Source organism: Sphingomonas sp. GW821-FHT10F11 (assembly GCF_058809095.1).
This window is the reverse complement of sequence record NZ_JBXASH010000010.1, coordinates 101,256-119,710: the sequence shown is the minus strand read 5'-3', so window position 1 is coordinate 119,710 and position 18,455 is coordinate 101,256. Positions and strand designations below refer to the sequence as shown.

Sequence of the window (18,455 nt, the reverse complement as noted above, 5' to 3'; positions counted from 1 at the left end):
GTCAGGCCGAGATCGGCCGGGTGGCGTTCTTCTGGGCCTTGAGCACAAGTTCGGCCGCGAGCAGCGCCTGCTCCTGGTCCTGCGCGATCGATGTGCGCTCGACCACATCGGTCACGAATTGCGGGCCGAACGGCAGATAGACCTTGCTGCAATCCAGATAGCGCGCGCTCTTGCCGTCGACGACGAACAGATGGTTGCCGCCGGGCTTCCCCGCGGGATCGGCATATTTGCGCAGCTCGATATAGCCCTCGGTCCCCAGCACGAAGAGCCGCCCGTCGCCCCAGGTGCCGAGCCCCCTGGGCGTGAACCAGTCGACCCTGAGGTATCCGGTGCCGCCATTGCCGCTCATCGTCATGTCGCCGAAATCCTCGAACAACGGCTTGTCGGGGTGGTTGATGTTGCCGGTCTGCGCGGCGACGACCTGGGCGCGATTGCTCCTGGTGAAGAACAGGAACTGCTCGGCCTGATGGCTGCCGATATCGGTCAGGATGCCGCCGTATCGCGCCTTGTCCCAGAACCAGTCGGGCCGGCTCGCCGGGTTCACCAGGTGCGGCGCGATGTTGATCGTCTGGACGACGCGGCCGATAACGCCCTGCTCGATCAGCTCGCCCGCCTTGATCGCGGCCGGCACCTCGAGCCGCTCGGAATACATGATCGCGAACTTGCGCCCGGTCGCCTTGATCGCGGCGCGGACATCGGCGAGCTGCTTCAGGCTGGTGATCGCCGGCTTGTCGCCCAGGAAATCCTTGCCCGCCTTCATCGCGCGGATGCCGAGCGGCGCGCGCAGATCGGGGATCGGCGCGCCCGCGATCAGCTGGATCGACCTGTCCTCCAATATCTCCGCCTCGCTTCGCGCCAGCTTGGCGGTCGGAAAGAGCTTCTGGAAAGCGGCGAGCTGTTTCGCGTCGGTCGCGTAAACCCAGACCAGCTCGCCCCCGCCGCGGATCACCGCCGCGGTCATCGAATAGATGTGATTATGGTCGAGCCCGATCACCGCGAACTTGATGTGGTGCTTCGGTCGCGGGTCGGTCGGCGCGCCGGTATTGACCGTTTCGGGGATGGCATTGCCGCTCAGCGCCTGGGCCATCACGTCGCCCGGCAGCGCGGCGGCAAGCCCCGCAAAGCCGGCGCCGGTCAGCATCGAACGGCGGTCGATCGGGTTCATCGCATCTCTCCTTGGCGCCGGCGCTCAGTTCCTGGGCGTCGCCGGGGTGGTCCAGTTGATCACATGATAGGTCGTGTCGGTGGTGCCGACATTACGCAATCCGTGCAGCGAATTGGACGCGTTGAAGATCACCGATCCCGGCCCGAGCCGCTTCCACACGCCGTCGGACAGAGTCTCGACCGTGCCCTCGCGGATGATCACCAGTTCCTCGTTCGGATGCCTGTGCGGCGCATGCGACGTCTGGCCGGGCTTCAGAGTGGTGACGTGCATCTCAAGATCGTCGAGCGTCGCGGTCGGCCCGTTGCCCAGGCTGCGCACGTCGCCGACATCGGTCGGCGTGACCTTCATCGCGTTCCAGTCCCACACCGACGGGCCGATGATCTTTTTGGTGTGGGTCTGGGCCAGCACGCCGGCCGAACAGGTGATCGCTGCGGCACTCAGCGCGACGACCATATCCCTACGCGTGATGCGCATCGCGACGTTCCTCTCCTGGCCGGTGCACCGCGTCTCGGGCGTCATCGGGGCCGCGCTGATGGTAGCGCTATCGAGGAGCGTATCGCCGATCCTATAGGATTGTCAAAGCGCCAAATTGGGGTCAGCGCGGATTCCGGTGGCTTCTTGCGGGCGGTCGCTCAGGCGCAGCATCGCCAGCGCGGCGCACCCCGTCAGCACCGCCGCGATGGCGATCGTCCAGATCGGCTCGGTCGGGAAGAAACGGTGGATCACCGGCCCCATCACGACCGCGATGAACAGCTGCGGCAACACGATGAAGAAGTTGAAGATGCCCATATAGACGCCGAGCTTGCCGGTCGGCAGCGCGTTCGCCAGCATCGCATAGGGCATGGTCAGGATCGACGCCCAGGCCACGCCGATCGCGATCATCGGCAGGATCAGCATCTGCGCGTCGCGAATGCCCAGCATCGCGGCAAAACCCGCGGCGCCGATCAACAGGCAGATCATGTGAGTCCGGGCGCAGCCGATCCGCCGCACCAGCAGGGGCAGCACGAACGCCGCCGGCACCGCCACGCCATTATAGACGGAGAACAATATGCCGACCCAGTCGGCACCGTCATTATAGGCTTTGGACGCGGTGTCGGTCGATCCGAAGACGTACCGGGTGACGACCGGCGTGGTGTAGACCCACATGATGAACAGCGCCGACCAGGAGAAGAGCTGGACGACCGCCAGCCGTTTCATTGCGTCGGGCATGTGCACGATATCGCGCAGGATCTGCACGACGGCATTGCCCGCCTTCCCGTCGTCGGGCGTCGATGGGGCATCCTCACCGGCAAAGGCACGCAACGCCTCGGGCGGATATTCGCGCGTGGCGAGCACGGTCCACAGCACCGCGAAGAAGATCGCCGCCGCGCCGAGATAAAAGGCATAGCGCACTGCATCGGGGATCACGCCGGGCGGCGCGACGTTGCTCGCCCCCAGGGCGGTGATCGCGAAGGGCGCGAGCGAGCCGAGCACGGCGCCCGCACCGATAAAGGCGGTCTGGAAGGCATAGCCCATGGTGCGCTGTGCCGGGCCGACCATGTCGCCGACGAACGCGCGGAACGGCTCCATCGACACGTTGATCGAGGCATCGAGCAGCCAGAGCAGCATCACCGCGGCAAGCAGCACCGGCGCGTGCGGCATGCCGATCAGCGCCAGCGCGGCGAGCAGCGCCCCGATCAGGAAATAGGGCCGCCGCCGCCCGAACCGCCCCCAGGTGCGGTCGCTGAAATGCCCGACCAGCGGCTGGACGATCAGGCCCGTCACCGGCCCGGCGATCCAGAACAGCGCAAGGCTGTCGACATCGCTGCCGAGCGACTGAAAGATGCGGCTGACATTCGCGTTCTGCAGGCCGAAGGCGACCTGGATCCCGAAGAATCCGAACGAAATGTTCCACAGTCCGGCCAAGGACTGGCGCGGCCGTCCGGTCACTCTATCCACCCCTGCCTGTATATTTTTTTATTTTCTGCCGGTCAGGATGTCAGTGACTTGGCGTCCCGGCAATCCCCGTTTGCGCAGCGCCGTTGCTTTCGTCCCGAAGCGGCGCGCAAAAGGGCGGAAACCGTAGGGGAGGGGCTGTGACGAGATCGGAAGAGACGCGCGAATGGTGGCGCGGCGCGGCGATCTACCAGATCTATCCGCGCAGCTTCGCCGACTCGAACGGCGACGGCGTCGGCGATCTTGCCGGCGTCACTGCGCATCTCGATCACGTCGCGTCATTGGGCGTCGAGGCGGTGTGGCTGTCACCCTTCTACCCCTCGCCGATGAAGGATTTCGGCTACGACGTCTCGGACTATCGCGGCGTCGATCCGCTGTTCGGCACGCTGGAGGATGTCGATGCGCTGATCGCCCGCGCCCATGCCCTCGGGCTCAAGGTGATCGTCGACCAGGTCTATGCCCACACCTCCGACGAGCACGCCTGGTTCGCCGAAAGCCGGTCGGACCGCACCAATGCGCGCCACGACTGGTATGTCTGGGCCGATGCCAAAGTGGACGGCACGCCCCCCAACAACTGGCAATCGGTGTTCGGCGGTCCCGGCTGGACCTGGGATGCGCGGCGCGGCCAATATTACATGCACAATTTCCTGAGCAGCCAGCCGCAGCTCAACGTGCATCTGCCCGCGGTGCAGGATGCGCTGCTCGACGTCGCGCGCTTCTGGCTCGATCGCGGCGTGGACGGCTTTCGGCTCGACGCGATCAGCTGCGCGATGTTCGACCCCGCGCTGCGCGACAATCCCGCGCGCCCGCCCAGCAACAACCGCCGCACCCGCCCGTTCGACTTCCAGTTCCACGTCCACAGTCAGTCGCATCCCGACATCCCGCTGTTCCTGGAACGCGTCCGCGCGCTGACCGATAGCTATCCGGATCGCTTCACCGTGGCGGAGGTCGGCGGGCCCGATGTCGAGCCGGAGATGCAACGCTTCACGCAGGGCGACTACCGGTTGAACACGGCGTACGGCTTCAACTTCCTCTATGCGAAGGCGCTGACGCCGGCGCTGGTCCGCGACGTGCTGGAACGCTGGCCCGACACGCCTGGCATGGGCTGGCCGAGCTGGGCGTTCGAGAATCACGACGCACCGCGCGCCGTGTCGCGCTGGGCGCCGCCGGGGCATGAGGTCGCGTTCGCGCGGATGAAGATGCTGCTGCTCACGGCGCTGCGCGGCAATATCTTCCTCTATCAGGGCGAAGAACTTGGCCTGACCCAGGTCGACATCCCGTTCGACCGCCTGCGCGACCCCGAAGCGATCGCCAACTGGCCGCTGACCTTGGGTCGTGACGGCGCACGCACGCCGATGCCCTGGGCGGCCGGGGAGGCGGGGCTTGGCTTCTCGACGGCTGAGCCGTGGCTGCCCTTCGGTCCCGATCATCCCGCGCTGGCGGTCGATCGGCAGGAGAGGGAGGGGGCGTCGATGCTGGCGCTGACCCGCCGGCTGCTGGCGATGCGCAAGGCGAACGAAGCGCTGCGGACCGGGGCGATCCGGTTCATCGAAGCGTCGGAGTCGCTGCTGGCATTCGAACGGGAAGCGGACGGGCAACGGTTGTTGTGCGTGTTCAACTTTTCGTCTGACGCGCGGCTATCGGTGCCCGAAGATGCGGGCTCGTGGCGAGTGATCGAACAGGTCGGCGACGTGGATGGTTGGAATTTCGGCCCCTTCGCAGGGGTGATCGCGGAACGGGTGGGCCAATGATATTCCCGTCACCCCGGATTTTCTTGTGTTCCCGCGAAGGCGGGAACACAGACTGGGCTCCCGCCTTCGCGGGAGCACAAGGGCGCGGGCTATTCGAACCCAAACGCCTCAACCTCCTGCCGCACCCCGATCTCCAGCGCCTCGGCCACCAGCCGCAACGGCGCCAGATCCACATCGCTCTCCCCGCGCTCGACCAGTTCGGCGAACCGCGCATAGAGCCGCGGATACTCAACATTCGCCCCCACCGGGATTGCCTCACCCGCGATCGTCAGCTCTGCCCCACCCATCGCCAGCTTCAGCATGCCGTCGGGCGTATCGATCTCGATGTCCCAGCTTTGCACGCCCTCATGCAGGAAATCGAGCGCGACCGAGACCGGCACCGTGCCGCTGCGCAGCGCAAGCGTCCCCGCGATCGGCTGCGACCGCCCCGCCGGCACTTCCAGCTTTGCCGACTCCACCGTCAGCGGTGCGGGCAGCAAGTCGGTCAGGATCGACAGCGCGTTGATCCCGGGATCGAACACGCCGAAGCCGCCCGCTTCCAGGATCCATTCCTGCCCGGGATGCCAGACGCGAATATCTTCCTTCCAGATCACCCGCACTGCCTCGACCGTCCGGCCCGCCAGCCAGGCGTGCGCGGCATCGATCCCGGCTGCCTCCTGCGAATGCCAGGCAGTGAACAGCGTGACGCCGGCGGCTCGCGCCAGCGTCTCGAGTTCAGTCACCTCAGCCACCGTCAGCCCCGGCGGCTTCTCCAGCAGCACATGCAGCCCCGCCGCGATCGCCGCCTGCGCTGCGACGACCCGGGCGAAGGGCGGGGTGCAGATCGCCACCGCCGCTGGGGCGCCCGTGGCGAGCAAGGTGGTCAGGTCGGGAGAGATCCGCACCTCGCTCGGTGCCGCATGGGGATCGACCGCACCGACAAGCGTGAACCGGCCATCGGCGCGGATCGCCGGGACATGCTGGTCCCGGGCGATCTTGCCGAGTCCGATAATGGCGATCGGCAGCATCCGTCTTCCTTACTTCAGCGCCACGACAGTCACCGATTTGGCCGGCAGGGTCAGCACCGCCTTGCCGCCCGTCACCGCTACCGGCGCGATGTCGTGCGGGGCAACTGCGAGCGGTTCGCCGATGCGGTTATGCGCGTCGATCCTGTCGGCGGTCAGCACGCTGCCCGTCAACGTCGATGCCGTGCTGCCGTCGACATTCAACGTCACGGTCAGCGCATTCACCGGATCGAGATTGGCCAGCGACACGTGCACCACGCCGTCAGCACCGCGTACTGCAGAGGTGCTCAGCGCCTGCATCGTCCACTGGTCCCTGCTGTACCAGGGGCTGGTCATCTCGACCGGCAATTGAGTCGAGTCCTGCCACGGCACGTACATGCCGAATATCTGATAGGTCGGCGTCACGACCATCTTGTCGCCGTCGGTCAGGATCATCGCCTGCAGCACGTTGATCATCTGGGCGATGTTGGCCATTTTCACGCGATCGGCGTGGCGGGTGAAGATGTTGAGGTTGATCGCCGCGACCAGCGCGTCGCGCAAGCTGTTCTGCTGCTGCAGGAAACCCGGATTGCTGCCCGGCGTCGGATCGTACCAGGTGCCCCATTCGTCGACTGCGAGCCAGACCCGCTTCGCCGGATCGTATTTGTCCATGATCGCGCTGTGCTTGGTCACGTACTCGTCCATCTTCAGCGTCCTGGACAGGGTTCGCGCCCAGCTCGTCTCGTCGAATCCGGTCGCCGGTCCCTTCTGCTTCCAGCTGTCCGGCACGGTGTAATAATGCACGCCAAGGCCGTCGATCCGATCGCCGGCGTCGCGCATCATCACTTCGGTCCAGTTGTAATTCTCGTCGCTCGCGCCGCTGGCGATCTTCATGATCTTCGTGTTGGCCGGCGCCTTGACGAAGGTCGCGTAGCGCCGCGTCTCGTCCGCCGCATATTCGGGGCGCATATTGCCGCCACAACCCCACAGCTCGTTGCCCAACCCGAAATAGGGCAGCTTCCATGGTTCCTTGCGGCCATTGGCGCGGCGCTCGTTCGCCAGTGTCGAGCTGGTCGGCGAGGTCATATATTCGACCCAGTCGGCCATCTCCTGCTCGGTGCCGCTGCCGACATTGCCGGAGACATAGGCCTCCGCGCCGACGGCCTCCGTGAAGTTCATGAACTCGTGCGTGCCGACGGCATTGGGCTCGGTCACGCCGCCCCAATGGGTATTGACCTTCACCGGCCGCTTGGTGCCCACGCCCTCGCGCCAATGATATTCGTCGGCGAAACAGCCGCCCGGCCAGCGGATCAGCGGCACATGGATCGCACGCAGCGCCGCGATCACGTCGTTGCGGAAACCGTCGGTGTTGGGAATGCGCGAATCCTTGCCGACCCACAGCCCGCCATAGATCCCCGTGCCGAGATGCTCGGCGAACTGGCCGAAGATCTCGCGCTGTACCTTCGGCCCGGGCTTGTCGGCATGCACGGTGATGCTGGCCTCGCGTGCCTGCGCCCAGGCCGTTCCCGACGCGAGCGTCAGCGCCGCCGCCAATGCGACCCTTTTCAACCCCATGATTGCCGTCATCGCCCCGATCCTCTCATCCGCCGTTCCATGACGGCTGGCTTTAGCTTATTGTCTGAGTATATGATTGCGCAAGTGGTAATCAGGAGAGGGCAATGCGAACGTCGCTGGTGCAGTTCATCCAGGCCGGAGGCATGCGCGGCGTGGCCGTGCTGCACGGTGCCGAACCACCGCAACGACTGGCCGGGGTGGAAAGCATCCGCGCACTCGCCGAGGCTGCACTGGCAGCGGGCAACAGCCTGGCCGATCAGGCGGCGCTGGCCGGCTATGCCGGCATGGTCGATCTCACATCGGTCACGCTGCTGTCGCCGATCGATCACCAGGATCCGGCGCATCTGCTGCTCACCGGCACCGGCCTCACGCATCTCGGCTCGGCCGAGGGGCGCGACAAGATGCACCGCTCGATGACCGAGGCAGCGCAGCAGACCGATTCGATGCGTATGTTCCTGATGGGCGTGGAAGGCGGCAAGCCCGGCGCGGGCGAGACCGGCGCCCAGCCCGAATGGTTCTACAAGGGCAATGGCGAACAGCTCGTCGCGCCCGGCGCCCCGCTGCGCTCGCCCGCCTTCGCGCTCGATGCGGGGGAGGAGCCGGAGATCGCCGGCATCTATCTGATCGATGGCGAGGGCAATCCGGTCAGGCTCGGCTTTGCGATCGGCAATGAATTCTCCGATCATGTGACCGAGCGCGGCAATTATCTCTGGCTCGCCCATTCGAAGCTGCGCGTCGCGGCACTCGGGCCGGAACTGCTGCTCGGCGACCTGCCCCAGGACATCCGCGGCACCAGCCGGATCGTGCGGAACGGCGAGACACTTTGGGAACGCCCGTTCGTGACGGGCGAGGCGAACATGTCGCACAGCATCGCCAATCTCGAGCATCACCACTTCAAATACGACCTGTTCCGCCGTCCCGGCGACGTGCACGTCCATTTCTTCGGCACCGCGACCCTGTCCTTCTCGGAAGGGATCCGTACCGAACCGGGCGACATCTTCGAGATCGAGGCGCCGCCCTTCCGCCTGCCGGCACGCAATCCGATCGCGATCGAGCCGGCGCGTGATGTTCGGATACGAATGCTCTAGGGGTATCGACGGACGAGCCCGTCCGCGACGACGGAGGGCCGAACAGGGAGAAGGCGGATGGGGGACAGGTGACGCCGGGGAATCAACCAAAAGGACGCCGTATTCACGGCATGATCGCGCATGATCTGGGCGTCGAGATCGTCACGGGCGTGTACAAGCCGGGCGACGTGTTGCCGGGCGAGATCGAATTCGCCGAGCAGCTCCAGGTATCACGCAGCGTCTATCGCGAGGCGGTGCGCATGCTGATGGCCAAGGGCCTGGTCGAAAGCCGGCCCAAGGCGGGCACCAGCGTCAGTCCGCGCAGCCGCTGGAACCTGCTCGATCCCGATGTGCTCGCCTGGATGTTCGAGGGCGAGCCGAGCGAGGTGTTCATCCGCAGCCTGTTCGAGCTGCGCATGATCGTCGAGCCAGCCGCCGCCGCTGTCGCCGCGGAACGCCGCACGGGCCGCGAACTCGCCCAGATGGGCCATGCGCTCGAGGAAATGGCGCGCTACAGTCTCGCCACGCCGGAAGGCCGCGCGGCCGACCAGCATTTCCATCACCTGATCCTGCAGGCGACGCGCAACGAGCCGCTGACCACGCTGTCGAGCACCATCGCGGCTGCGGTCGGCTGGACCACCATCTTCAAGCAGCGCAACCGCAAGCTGCCGCGCGATCCGCTGCCCGAGCATCAGGCGCTGTACGATGCGATCGCCGACGCCAACCCGGAAGCCGCGCGCGCCGCGATGACCGAACTGATCCGCCACGCGCTGGAGGATACGGAATTGTCGATGGAGCCGGGCGCGGGCTAGAGATAGCCCCGGGGCGAATAACTCCTACAAATTTCTTGACCCACATACCGCTCGCGCCATAGCGTCGCGTCGTTTCGGGAACGACGCGACCGCGAAGGTCGCCGCGCGTGGAGAAGATGTCCGTGGCAAATCTGGCTCAAACCCTGGTGCGGCTGTCGGCGCTGATGCTCACGGCAACGTTCGCTGTGCCGGGCGCCGAGGCACAGGCCGCGCCGCGCGAACGCGTGTCGATCAACAGCGGCTGGCGCTTCCATATGGGCGATCCCGTCGGCGCGACCGGCCTGTCCTATGACGTGCGCCCGGAGATCGTGAAGAGCGAGGACGGCAAGGCAGCCGACGCAAAGCCCGATGAGGCGAAGGTCCTGACTGCGGTCAACCAGCCGGTGCTCAAGCCCTGGATCCTGCCCAGCGCCAACGCCTTCATCAGCGATCCGGCAAAGCGCCATGTCCGGCCCGCCGGCAATCCCGGCGGCGACGTCTCCTTCGTCCAGGCCGGTTTCGACGACAGCGCCTGGCAGAAAGTGACCCTGCCGCACGACTGGGCGATCGAGCGGCCTTTCCTGAAGACCGGCCCCTATGGCGGCATGGGCCGGCTGGAGAGCTGGGGCATCGGCTGGTACCGTAAGGCGCTCGACATTCCCGCGCGCGACAGGGGCAAGTCGGTGTTCCTCGATGTCGAGGGGGCCATGTCCTATTCGGCGGTCTGGCTGAACGGCAAGCTCGTCGGCGGCTGGCCCTATGGTTATAATAGCTGGCGGCTCGACCTGACGCCCTATCTCGCGTTCGGCGGCAGGAACGAGCTGGTCATCCGCCTCGACAATCCGCCCGAATCCGCGCGCTGGTATCCCGGCGGCGGGCTCTACCGGAATGTCTGGCTGACCAAGGCCAACCCGGTCCATGTCGGCCAATGGGGTACGCGGGTGACCACGGCCGACGTCTCGAAGGACTCGGCCAGGATCGCGCTCGACGTGACGGTCGACAATGATTCCCGTGTCGAGGCGAATGCCAGCGTCCGGACCGATATCTATGCGCTCGACGCGGCCGGCCACAGGACCGGGGCCATCGTCGCCCGCATCACGCCGACCAGCGCGCGCGTGGCGGCGGGCGGCAGTGCCAAAGTCGCCGGTTCGACCATGCTCGCCAATCCGCATCTCTGGGGCCCGCCGCCGTCTCAGCAACCCAATCGCTATGTCGCGGTCACCACCGTCATGCTGGGCGGCAAGCCGGTCGATCGCTACGAAACCCCGTTCGGCATCCGCACCGTCACCTTCGATGCGAACAAGGGCGTGTTCGTGAATGGCGAGCGGATCGACCTGAAGGGTGTCAACAACCATCACGATCTCGGCGCGCTCGGCGCTGCGTTCAACGTCCGTGCAGCGGAGCGTCAGCTCGAGATGCTGCAGGAGATGGGCGTCAACGCGATCCGCATGAGCCACAATCCGCCCGCGCCCGAACTGCTCGAGCTGACCGATCGCATGGGCCTGCTGGTGATCGACGAAGTGTTCGACGTGTGGGAACGCAAGAAGACCCCGCTCGATTTCCACCTGGTCTTCCCCGACTGGCACGAGGCCGATCTGCGTTCCATGCTGCGCCGCGACCGCAACAATCCGTCTGTGGTGCTGTGGAGCGTCGGCAACGAAGTCGGCGAGCAATATACCGCGGAGGAGGGGGCCGCGATATCGCGCGGGCTGGTGCGGATCGTCCGCGAGGAGGATCCGACGCGTCCGACCACGACCGCGATGAACTATGCCAAGCCCGACATGGCGCTGCCCGGCACGGTCGATGTGATCGGCCTCAACTATCAGGGCACCGGCGTGCGCGCCTATCCCGGCCAGTTCGCTGCCTTCCACGCCAAATATCCCGACAAGGTGATCATAAGCACCGAAAGCGCCTCGGCGCTCAGCAGCCGCGGCGAATATCTCTTCCCCGTGGCGGGCGCGATCAGCGGCCCGGTGCGGCCGGGCTCGGGTGGTGACCCGGACAAGATGCAGGTCAGCGCCTATGAACTGCACGCCGCCGATTTCGGCTCCTCGCCCGACCGGGTCTTCGCCTCGAACGACCAGAACCCGTTCGTCGCCGGCGAATTCGTCTGGACCGGCTTCGACTATCTCGGCGAGCCGACGCCCTATTATGCCGCGCGCAGCTCCTATTCCGGCATCATCGATCTGGCCGGGTTCAAGAAGGATCGCTTCTGGCTCTACCAGGCGCGCTGGCGTCCTGACCTGAAGTTCGCGCATGTCCTGCCGCACTGGACCTGGCCCGGCCGCGAGGGGCAGGTCACTCCTGTCCATGTGTTCAGCTCGGCCGACGAGGCGGAATTGTTCGTCAACGGCACGTCGCAGGGCAAGAAGACGCGGGCGCCCTACGAATATCGCTTCCGTTGGGATTACGTCACCTATGAGCCCGGCGAGCTGAAGGTCGTTACCTGGAAGGGCGGCAAGCCCTGGGCGACGGAAGTCGTGAAAACCGCCGGCGTTCCTGCCGCGCTCGAGGCGACGCCCGACCGCGCGCAGATCAGCGCCGACGGTCGCGATCTTTCGTTCGTGACCGTGCGCATCACCGACAAGGATGGCCTGACCGCGCCGCGCGCCGATAACGCCGTCACCTTCACGATCGAGGGCCCGGGCGAGATCGTCGCGACCGACAATGGCGATCCGACCAACTTCGACTCCTTTCAGTCGCCGACGCGCAAGGCGTTCAACGGCCTCGCGCTGGTTGTGGTGCGGGCCCGGGCCGGCAAGCCGGGGGCGATTACCCTGCATGCCCAATCCGGGGCGCTCAAGGGCACTGCGATCGTGCTGAAGAGCGTAGCCACGAGGTAACGCTACCGGCTCGCCGGCGCCCGTGGCGGCCTCCAAAGGGAGGCCGCCAGCGCTGCGCATGGCCGAAAGAGCCGAGCCGTTCCGGTTCCGCGCCCAATCGAATATCGCCGCTTGACAGTTTTTACCCAGACAATTAGCGGCCCGCATTGGTAGCGCTACCAGCGCATTGTGCAATCAGGCGATCCGTCGACGAGCGGGCGCCTTCGGAGAGGTAACCCTTTATGTTCCTGCGTAATCAGTCCCTGCGGGCCGCCCTGCTGGCCGCCACCGGTATCGGTGCCCTGACGATCGGAGGAACTGCCTCGGCACAGGAAACGGCCGCTCCGGTATCAAATACTCAGAGTACAAATGTTGTGCCGGACGCTGGCGCGGCGCAAGAAGCTGTCCCTGCAAACCCCGACGAGGCAACGGGCGACGACATCGTCGTCACCGGCATCCGCGCTTCGCTGCGCAGCGCGACCAACGCCAAGAAGAATTCGGTCGGATTCGGCGATTCGATCTTCGCCGAGGATATCGGCAAGCTGCCAGCGACTAACCTGGCCGAGACGCTGAACCGCATCCCCGGCGTCAAGCTGAACCGCGACATCAACGGCGAAGGTCTGCAGGTCTCGATCCGCGGCCTCGGCCCCAGCTTCTCCAAGGTGCTGCTCAACAACACCCAGATCGCGATCGCGTCGGACGGCGGCACCAACGGCGGCAGCGCCAATCGCGAGGTCGATCTCGACTTCTTCCCGTCGGAGCTGTTCACCCGCCTCGACGTGGCGAAGAGCCCGGTCGCCTCGACCTTGGAGGGCGGCATCGCCGGCACCGTCAACCTGCGCAACGCGCGCCCGTTCGACAATCCCGGCCAGCACGTCACCCTGATCGCGCAGGGCCAGTACACCGACAGCAACCAGCGGATCAGCCCGCGTGGTGCGATCGTCGCGAGCAAGACCTGGGACAATTTCGGCGTGCTGATCGGCGTGTCGGGGGTGAAGACCAAGACGCGGATCGACGGCTTCGAATCGATCGGCTGGACCGACGCGAATCTCGCCTGCCCGACCGCGAGCTGCAATGCGGGCGGCAACGGCTTCTCCTATGCCTCGGTCACGCCGAACAATGTCGGCCACGGCCTGACCCCGGGCGCCCCGCTCGATCTCGCCGCGACCTCGGGCCTCTCGCTCGATCAGCTGTCCAAGGCGATCATCCCGCGGCTCGGCCGCAACAGCTTCACCGACGGCACGCGCTCGCGCATCTCGGCGCTGGCCTCGGTCGAATGGCGGCCGAGCGACACGCTCAGCTTCGCCGTCGACGCCATCTACGCCAAGTCGGTCCGCGATTATTACCGGCTCAACATGAACTGGTATGTCCGCAATTCCGGGCCCGGCACCTCGCCGACCTCGACCGGCGGCATGGTGCCGATCGACCTGACCGTCGACCAGAATAATGTCGTGACCAAGGGCACCTTCGCCAACTCCAGCTTCTTCCTGGAGAACGACGTGTTCCACCAGACCACCGAATTCTGGAACGTGAACCCGAACGTCTCGTGGCAGCCGTCCGACAATGTGAAGATCGACGCCCAGCTCAACTACGGCCATTCGACCTTCTTCCGCGAACAGCCCCAGTTCGATTTCCAGACGCCGCGCGAGTCCGGCCTGGAGGTCACCTATGACAACAGCACCGGCGCCGCGCAGCCGATCATCACGACCAACCGCGACCTGGGCGACCCCAATCTCGGCTGGCAATGGTACCGCGTGAACGTGCAGAATGTGCGCCGCGAGACGACGACCAAGGGCGCGCATCTCGACACGACGATCGGCGACAAGACGACCAACTTCAAGTTCGGCCTGGCCTATGACGAGGCCTCGCGTTCGATCCGCGCCTACGACAACAGCATCGCCTTCCAGACCTCGGTGTGCGGCGCGACCTGTGACGGCCTGACCGGATCGGTGCCGAACTCGGCGGTGGCGCAATATCTGTCGCGCTGGACCGTCGACAATTTCGGCCATCTCGCGGGCGGGAATGTCGGCTACACCAGCATGATCATCCCCAATCTCGCGGCGTTGGAGAAGGCGACCAACTATGCCGCTTTCCGCGACAGCGCGCCCGAGAGCAGCGGCGCGGTGACCGGCGGCGCGACCGGCGACATCGATGAGAAGACCTTCGGTGCCTATGCCGAGACCAATGCCGTCGCGACGGTCGCAGGCAAGGATCTGCGCATCAATGCCGGCATCCGCTACATTCACACCAACCAGACGGTGGTCGGCCCGACCCAGACGGCGTCCGGCCTGGTCGATGTCTCGCTGAAGACCAGCTATGACGAGTTCCTGCCCTCGTTCAACCTGAGCTATGATCTGACCAGCCGGCTAAAGCTGCGCGTTGCGGCCTCGCGCAGCATGACCCGCGCCGATGCGAGCCAGTTGCTGCCGGGCCTGACCTTCTCCGACCCCTCGGCGCAGATCGCGACCGCGGGCAATCCGGACCTGAAGCCCTATACCTCGAACAATATCGATATCGGCGGCGAATATTATACCGGCGGCATCGGTTATGTCGGCCTGGCGGCGTTCCACAAGAATGTCGACGGCTTCACCGTGGTCCAGCAGTCGACCGTTCCGTTCACCTCGCTCGGCATCGCCTATAGCGACCTGAACACTACGCAGCAGCAGGCGATCGATCTGCGCGGCGGCCCGAACGCCGCACAGGTGACGGTCAACCGCCCGGTCAATCTGCAGAACCTGATCCTCGACGGCATCGAGGGCACCTGGGTCCAGCCGCTCGACTTCGCGGTGAAGGGCCTCGGCTTCTCGGCCAACGCGACCTATATCAAGCAGAGTTCGTCGAGCGGCCTTTTCGCGCCGGGCGTGGCGCCGTGGAGCTACAACCTCCAGGGATTCTACGAAGGGCACGGCGTGTCGCTGAGCCTCAACTATGTGTGGAACGACCAGACGGTCGCGGCGAACGGGCCGCAGAACAATCTGCCGGTCGGCCTCATCAACGATGCACGCGGCCAGCTCGATCTCTCTGCCGGCTATGAGCTGCCGTTCGCCAACAAGGCGTTCCGCCTGACGCTCGACGTGCTGAACATCACCAACGCGCCGATCCGCACGACCTTCGGCTACGATAACGCGACCTACAGCGTCTATTATCCGGGCCGCCAGATCCTGTTCGGCGTCCGCACCAAGTTCTGACCTCTTTCCTCCCCCTCCCCCTCTGGGCCGGCCTTTGCGCCGGCCTTTTTTTGGTGGGGGGAGGAGGTGTAGCCCCAACCACTCCGTCACCCCGGACTTGTTCCGGGGTCCATCGGCCCGCAAACGCAACGGCTGCGGCGCTTGCTGAAGCATGGATGCTGGAACAAGTCCGGCATGACTAGGTAGGCGCTCAGTGATTATCCCGCGGCAGCCCGCGCGTCTGCGCGATCCGCTGATAGTGCTCCGCCCCTTCCAGGATTGCGCCGCTATCGAGCTGTCCGACGATCGCGCGCTGGATATCCTGCCACGGCGTCTGGGAAGCGGGATAGGCATAACCGCCCGCATCCATCAGCACGCGGCGGCGCTCGGCCAGTTCTTCGTCGCCGATCAGCACATTCGCCGTGCCCGCCCGCAGATCGATCCGCACCCGGTCGCCGGTCCGGATCAGCGCGAGGCCGCCATTGGCCGCCGCTTCGGGCGAGGCATTGAGGATCGAGGGCGATCCCGACGTGCCCGATTGCCGCCCGTCGCCGATGCACGGCATGGCGTGCACGCCCTCGCGGATCAGATAGGCTGGCGGCCGCATGTTCACGACTTCCGCCGCGCCGGGATAGCCGATCGGCCCCGCACCGCGCATGAACAACAGGGTCTCCGCCGTGATGCCGGTCGCCGGATCGTCGATCCGCGCATGATAATCCTCCGGCCCGTCGAACACGACCGCGAGGCCTTCGAACGCGTCGGGATCGGCCGGGTCGGAAAGATAGCGGTCGCGAAACTCCTTCGAGATCACGCTGGTCTTCATGATCGCCGCATCGAACAGATTGCCCTTCAGCACGACGAAGCCCGCATCCGCCATCAGCGGCGTCGCGAAGGGGCGGATCACATCCGCATCCTCGATCGTCGCGTCGCGGCAATTGTCGCCGATGGTCCTGCCGTTGGCGGTGATCGCGTCCTCGTGGATCAGCCCCTGCTTCATCAGCTCCGCCACCACCGCGGGCACGCCGCCGGCATGGTAGAAATCCTCGCCGAGATATTCGCCGGCGGGCTGGAGGTTGACCATCAGCGGCACATGATGGCCGTGCGTCTGCCAGTCCTCGAGCGGCAGATCGACGCCGATATGCCGCGCGATCGCGGCGAGATGGATCGGCGCATTGGTCGATCCGCCGATCGCCGAATTGACCACGATCGCATTGGTAAAGGCGTCGCGCGTCAGGATGTCGCTCGGCTTCAGGTCCTCGGCGACCATCTCGACGATGCGCTTGCCGGTGCGCCACGCCACTTCCTGCCGGTCGCGGTACGGCGCGGGGATAGCGGCCGATCCGGGCAGCTGCATGCCGAGCGCTTCGGCCAGCGAGTTCATCGTCGTCGCCGTGCCCATGGTGTTGCAATAGCCGGTCGACGGCGCAGACGAGGCGACGAGCTTCACGAACCCCGCATGGTCGATCTCGCCCGCCGCCAGCAACTCGCGCGCTTTCCATACGATCGTGCCCGATCCGGTGCGCTCGCCCTTGTGCCAGCCGTTGAGCATCGGCCCGACCGACAGCGCGATGGCGGGGATGTTCACCGTCGCCGCCGCCATCAGGCAGGCCGGCGTGGTCTTGTCGCAGCCGATCGTCAGCACCACGCCGTCGAGCGGATAGCCGTACAGCACTTCGACCAAAGCGAGATAGGCGAGGTTGCGGTCGAGCCCGGCGGTCGGGCGCTTGCCCGTCTCCTGGATCGGATGGACCGGGAATTCGATCGCGATGCCGCCCGCCTCGCGAATGCCCTCGCGCAGCCGCTCGGCCAGCACGAGATGGTGACGGTTGCACGGGCTCAGGTCGGACCCGGTCTGGGCGATGCCGATGATCGGCTTGCCCGATTGAAGCTCCTCCTGCGACAGGCCGAAATTCATGTACCGCTCGATATAGAGCGCGGTCATGTCGATGTTCGCGGGATTGTCGAACCAGGCGCGCGAACGCAGCCCTGAGGGTGGTGTGGTCATCAGCGTGGCGCCACCGAGACGCGGTAGATCATCAGGTGGCGATAAGGCTTGCCCGGATCGACCCGTGCCGAGCCGAAGGCCGGCTGGTTGGGCGTATCGGGGAATTTCTGCGGCTCGAGCGCGATGCCGTCGCCCATGCGATAGACATGGCCGTGCTTGCCGATCAGCGTGCCGTCGAGGAAATTGCCGGTATAAAGTTGCAGCCCGGGTTCGGTGCTGAGCACTTCGAGCACGCGGCCCGACACCGGGTCCTCGAGCCGTGCGGCGAGCTTGGGCTCAGCGGTGAGCCCGGCATCGATCGCGAAATTATGGTCATAGCCGCGGCCCGCGACGATCTGCGCGTCCCGCCCGTCGCGCACGCCCTCGGCGAGCATCCGGGGCTTGCGGAAATCGAACACGCTGCCCTGGACCGGGCGCAGCTCGCCGGTCGGGATCAGGGTCGCATCGACCGGCGTATAGGCTTTGGCCGGCATGGTCAGCCTGTGGCCGAGCGCGCCGAGCGGCGATCCTTCGCCGCCCAGATCGAAGATCGCATGGTTGGTCATGTTGACGATGGTCGGCTTGTCGGTGGCCGCCTTATACTCGATCGAGAGCGACCCGTTCTCGTCGAGCCCATAGGTCACGGTCACATCGAGCTTGCCGGGATAGCCCTGGTCGCCGTCCAGGCTGACATAGCCGAAGGTCACGCGGGCCACGGGTCCATTCTCGACCGAGACGACGCGCCATACGACCTTGTCGAACCCCTTGGTCCCGCCGTGCAGCGAATTGGGGGCGTTGTTGATCGGCAGCTGATAGCTTTTGCCGTCGATCGCGAACTGGCCCCTGGCGATGCGATTGGCATAGCGGCCCACCGTCACGCCGAAATAATTGGGCTTGTCGACATAGCCGGCGAGGTCGTCATAGCCGAGCACCACGTCGGCCGGCTTGCCGTCGCGGTCGGGCGCGATCAGCGATTGCAGGGTCGCGCCATAGCTCAGGATGCGCGCCCTCACGCCCTTGGCATTGGACAGGGTGATCGCCTCGACCTTGGCGCCGGCGACCTCGCCTACGGTTTCGCGCGCCGCCGATGCGGCATGAGCCTCCGGCGTCGCCGTAGCGGCGCCGATCGTCGCCAGCATGATCAAAGCCCTGTGCATGAAAATCGCCCTCCACCGCGGCCGCTCGAACCGGCGGCGTTGACCAGGATTTTGCTTA

The 18,455-nt window shown here is 65.8% G+C and carries 12 protein-coding genes; 5 read left to right on the top strand and 7 right to left on the bottom strand.

Going from position 1 to position 18,455, the window contains the following annotated elements; translation table 11 throughout:
- Window position 1: 1 nt before the first annotated feature.
- From AC1RT8_RS22255 to AC1RT8_RS22245, 3 genes are all read right to left on the bottom strand, one after another.
- Window positions 2–1,165, bottom strand: a complete 1,164-nt coding sequence (locus tag AC1RT8_RS22255; RefSeq protein ID WP_493078440.1) for a Gfo/Idh/MocA family protein — start codon at window positions 1,163–1,165, stop codon at window positions 2–4.
- Window positions 1,166–1,189: 24 nt separating this feature from the next.
- Window positions 1,190–1,639, bottom strand: coding sequence for a cupin domain-containing protein (locus tag AC1RT8_RS22250; protein WP_493078438.1), 450 nt, complete (start codon window positions 1,637–1,639; stop codon window positions 1,190–1,192).
- 102 nt (window positions 1,640–1,741) lie between these two features.
- Entirely contained in the window at window positions 1,742–3,094 is a 1,353-nt protein-coding gene (locus AC1RT8_RS22245; protein ID WP_493078436.1) for an MFS transporter, read from the bottom strand.
- A gap of 146 nt (window positions 3,095–3,240) precedes the next feature.
- Between AC1RT8_RS22245 and AC1RT8_RS22240 the strand changes: the two genes are divergently transcribed.
- On the top strand, window positions 3,241–4,851 hold the full coding sequence (locus AC1RT8_RS22240) for an alpha-glucosidase family protein (RefSeq protein ID WP_493078434.1): 1,611 nt from the start codon (window positions 3,241–3,243) through the stop codon (window positions 4,849–4,851).
- Window positions 4,852–4,940: 89 nt separating this feature from the next.
- Here AC1RT8_RS22240 and AC1RT8_RS22235 read toward each other — a convergent pair whose 3' ends face one another.
- Window positions 4,941–5,858, bottom strand: coding sequence for a Gfo/Idh/MocA family protein (locus tag AC1RT8_RS22235; RefSeq protein WP_493078432.1), 918 nt, complete (start codon window positions 5,856–5,858; stop codon window positions 4,941–4,943).
- A 9-nt stretch (window positions 5,859–5,867) separates the two neighbouring features.
- A complete protein-coding gene (locus AC1RT8_RS22230) occupies window positions 5,868–7,421 on the bottom strand; it encodes an alpha-N-arabinofuranosidase (protein WP_493078431.1) in 1,554 nt (517 codons plus the stop codon).
- 92 nt (window positions 7,422–7,513) lie between these two features.
- On the opposite strand from AC1RT8_RS22230, the gene araD1 reads away from it, so the two are divergent.
- From araD1 to AC1RT8_RS22210, 4 genes are all read left to right on the top strand, one after another.
- Window positions 7,514–8,497, top strand: a complete 984-nt coding sequence (gene araD1 / locus AC1RT8_RS22225) for an AraD1 family protein (protein ID WP_493078430.1) — start codon at window positions 7,514–7,516, stop codon at window positions 8,495–8,497.
- Between the two features lie 110 nt (window positions 8,498–8,607).
- The gene (locus AC1RT8_RS22220) at window positions 8,608–9,288 is read left to right on the top strand and encodes a FadR/GntR family transcriptional regulator (RefSeq protein WP_493078428.1); all 681 of its coding nucleotides are present in this window, start codon (window positions 8,608–8,610) and stop codon (window positions 9,286–9,288) included.
- Window positions 9,289–9,404: 116 nt separating this feature from the next.
- Window positions 9,405–12,110 carry a beta-galactosidase GalB gene (gene galB / locus AC1RT8_RS22215; RefSeq protein ID WP_493078427.1) on the top strand — a complete coding sequence of 902 codons (2,706 nt, stop codon included), beginning with the start codon at window positions 9,405–9,407 and terminating at the stop codon, window positions 12,108–12,110.
- A gap of 221 nt (window positions 12,111–12,331) precedes the next feature.
- Entirely contained in the window at window positions 12,332–15,277 is a 2,946-nt protein-coding gene (locus AC1RT8_RS22210; RefSeq protein ID WP_493078425.1) for a TonB-dependent receptor, read from the top strand.
- A gap of 190 nt (window positions 15,278–15,467) precedes the next feature.
- Here AC1RT8_RS22210 and AC1RT8_RS22205 read toward each other — a convergent pair whose 3' ends face one another.
- Both AC1RT8_RS22205 and AC1RT8_RS22200 read right to left on the bottom strand, forming a co-directional pair.
- The gene (locus tag AC1RT8_RS22205; protein ID WP_493078423.1) at window positions 15,468–17,261 is read right to left on the bottom strand and encodes an IlvD/Edd family dehydratase; all 1,794 of its coding nucleotides are present in this window, start codon (window positions 17,259–17,261) and stop codon (window positions 15,468–15,470) included.
- On the bottom strand, window positions 17,261–18,397 hold the full coding sequence (locus tag AC1RT8_RS22200; RefSeq protein ID WP_493078422.1) for an aldose epimerase family protein: 1,137 nt from the start codon (window positions 18,395–18,397) through the stop codon (window positions 17,261–17,263). The genes AC1RT8_RS22205 and AC1RT8_RS22200 overlap by 1 nt, the downstream gene beginning before the upstream one ends.
- Window positions 18,398–18,455: the final 58 nt, after the last annotated feature.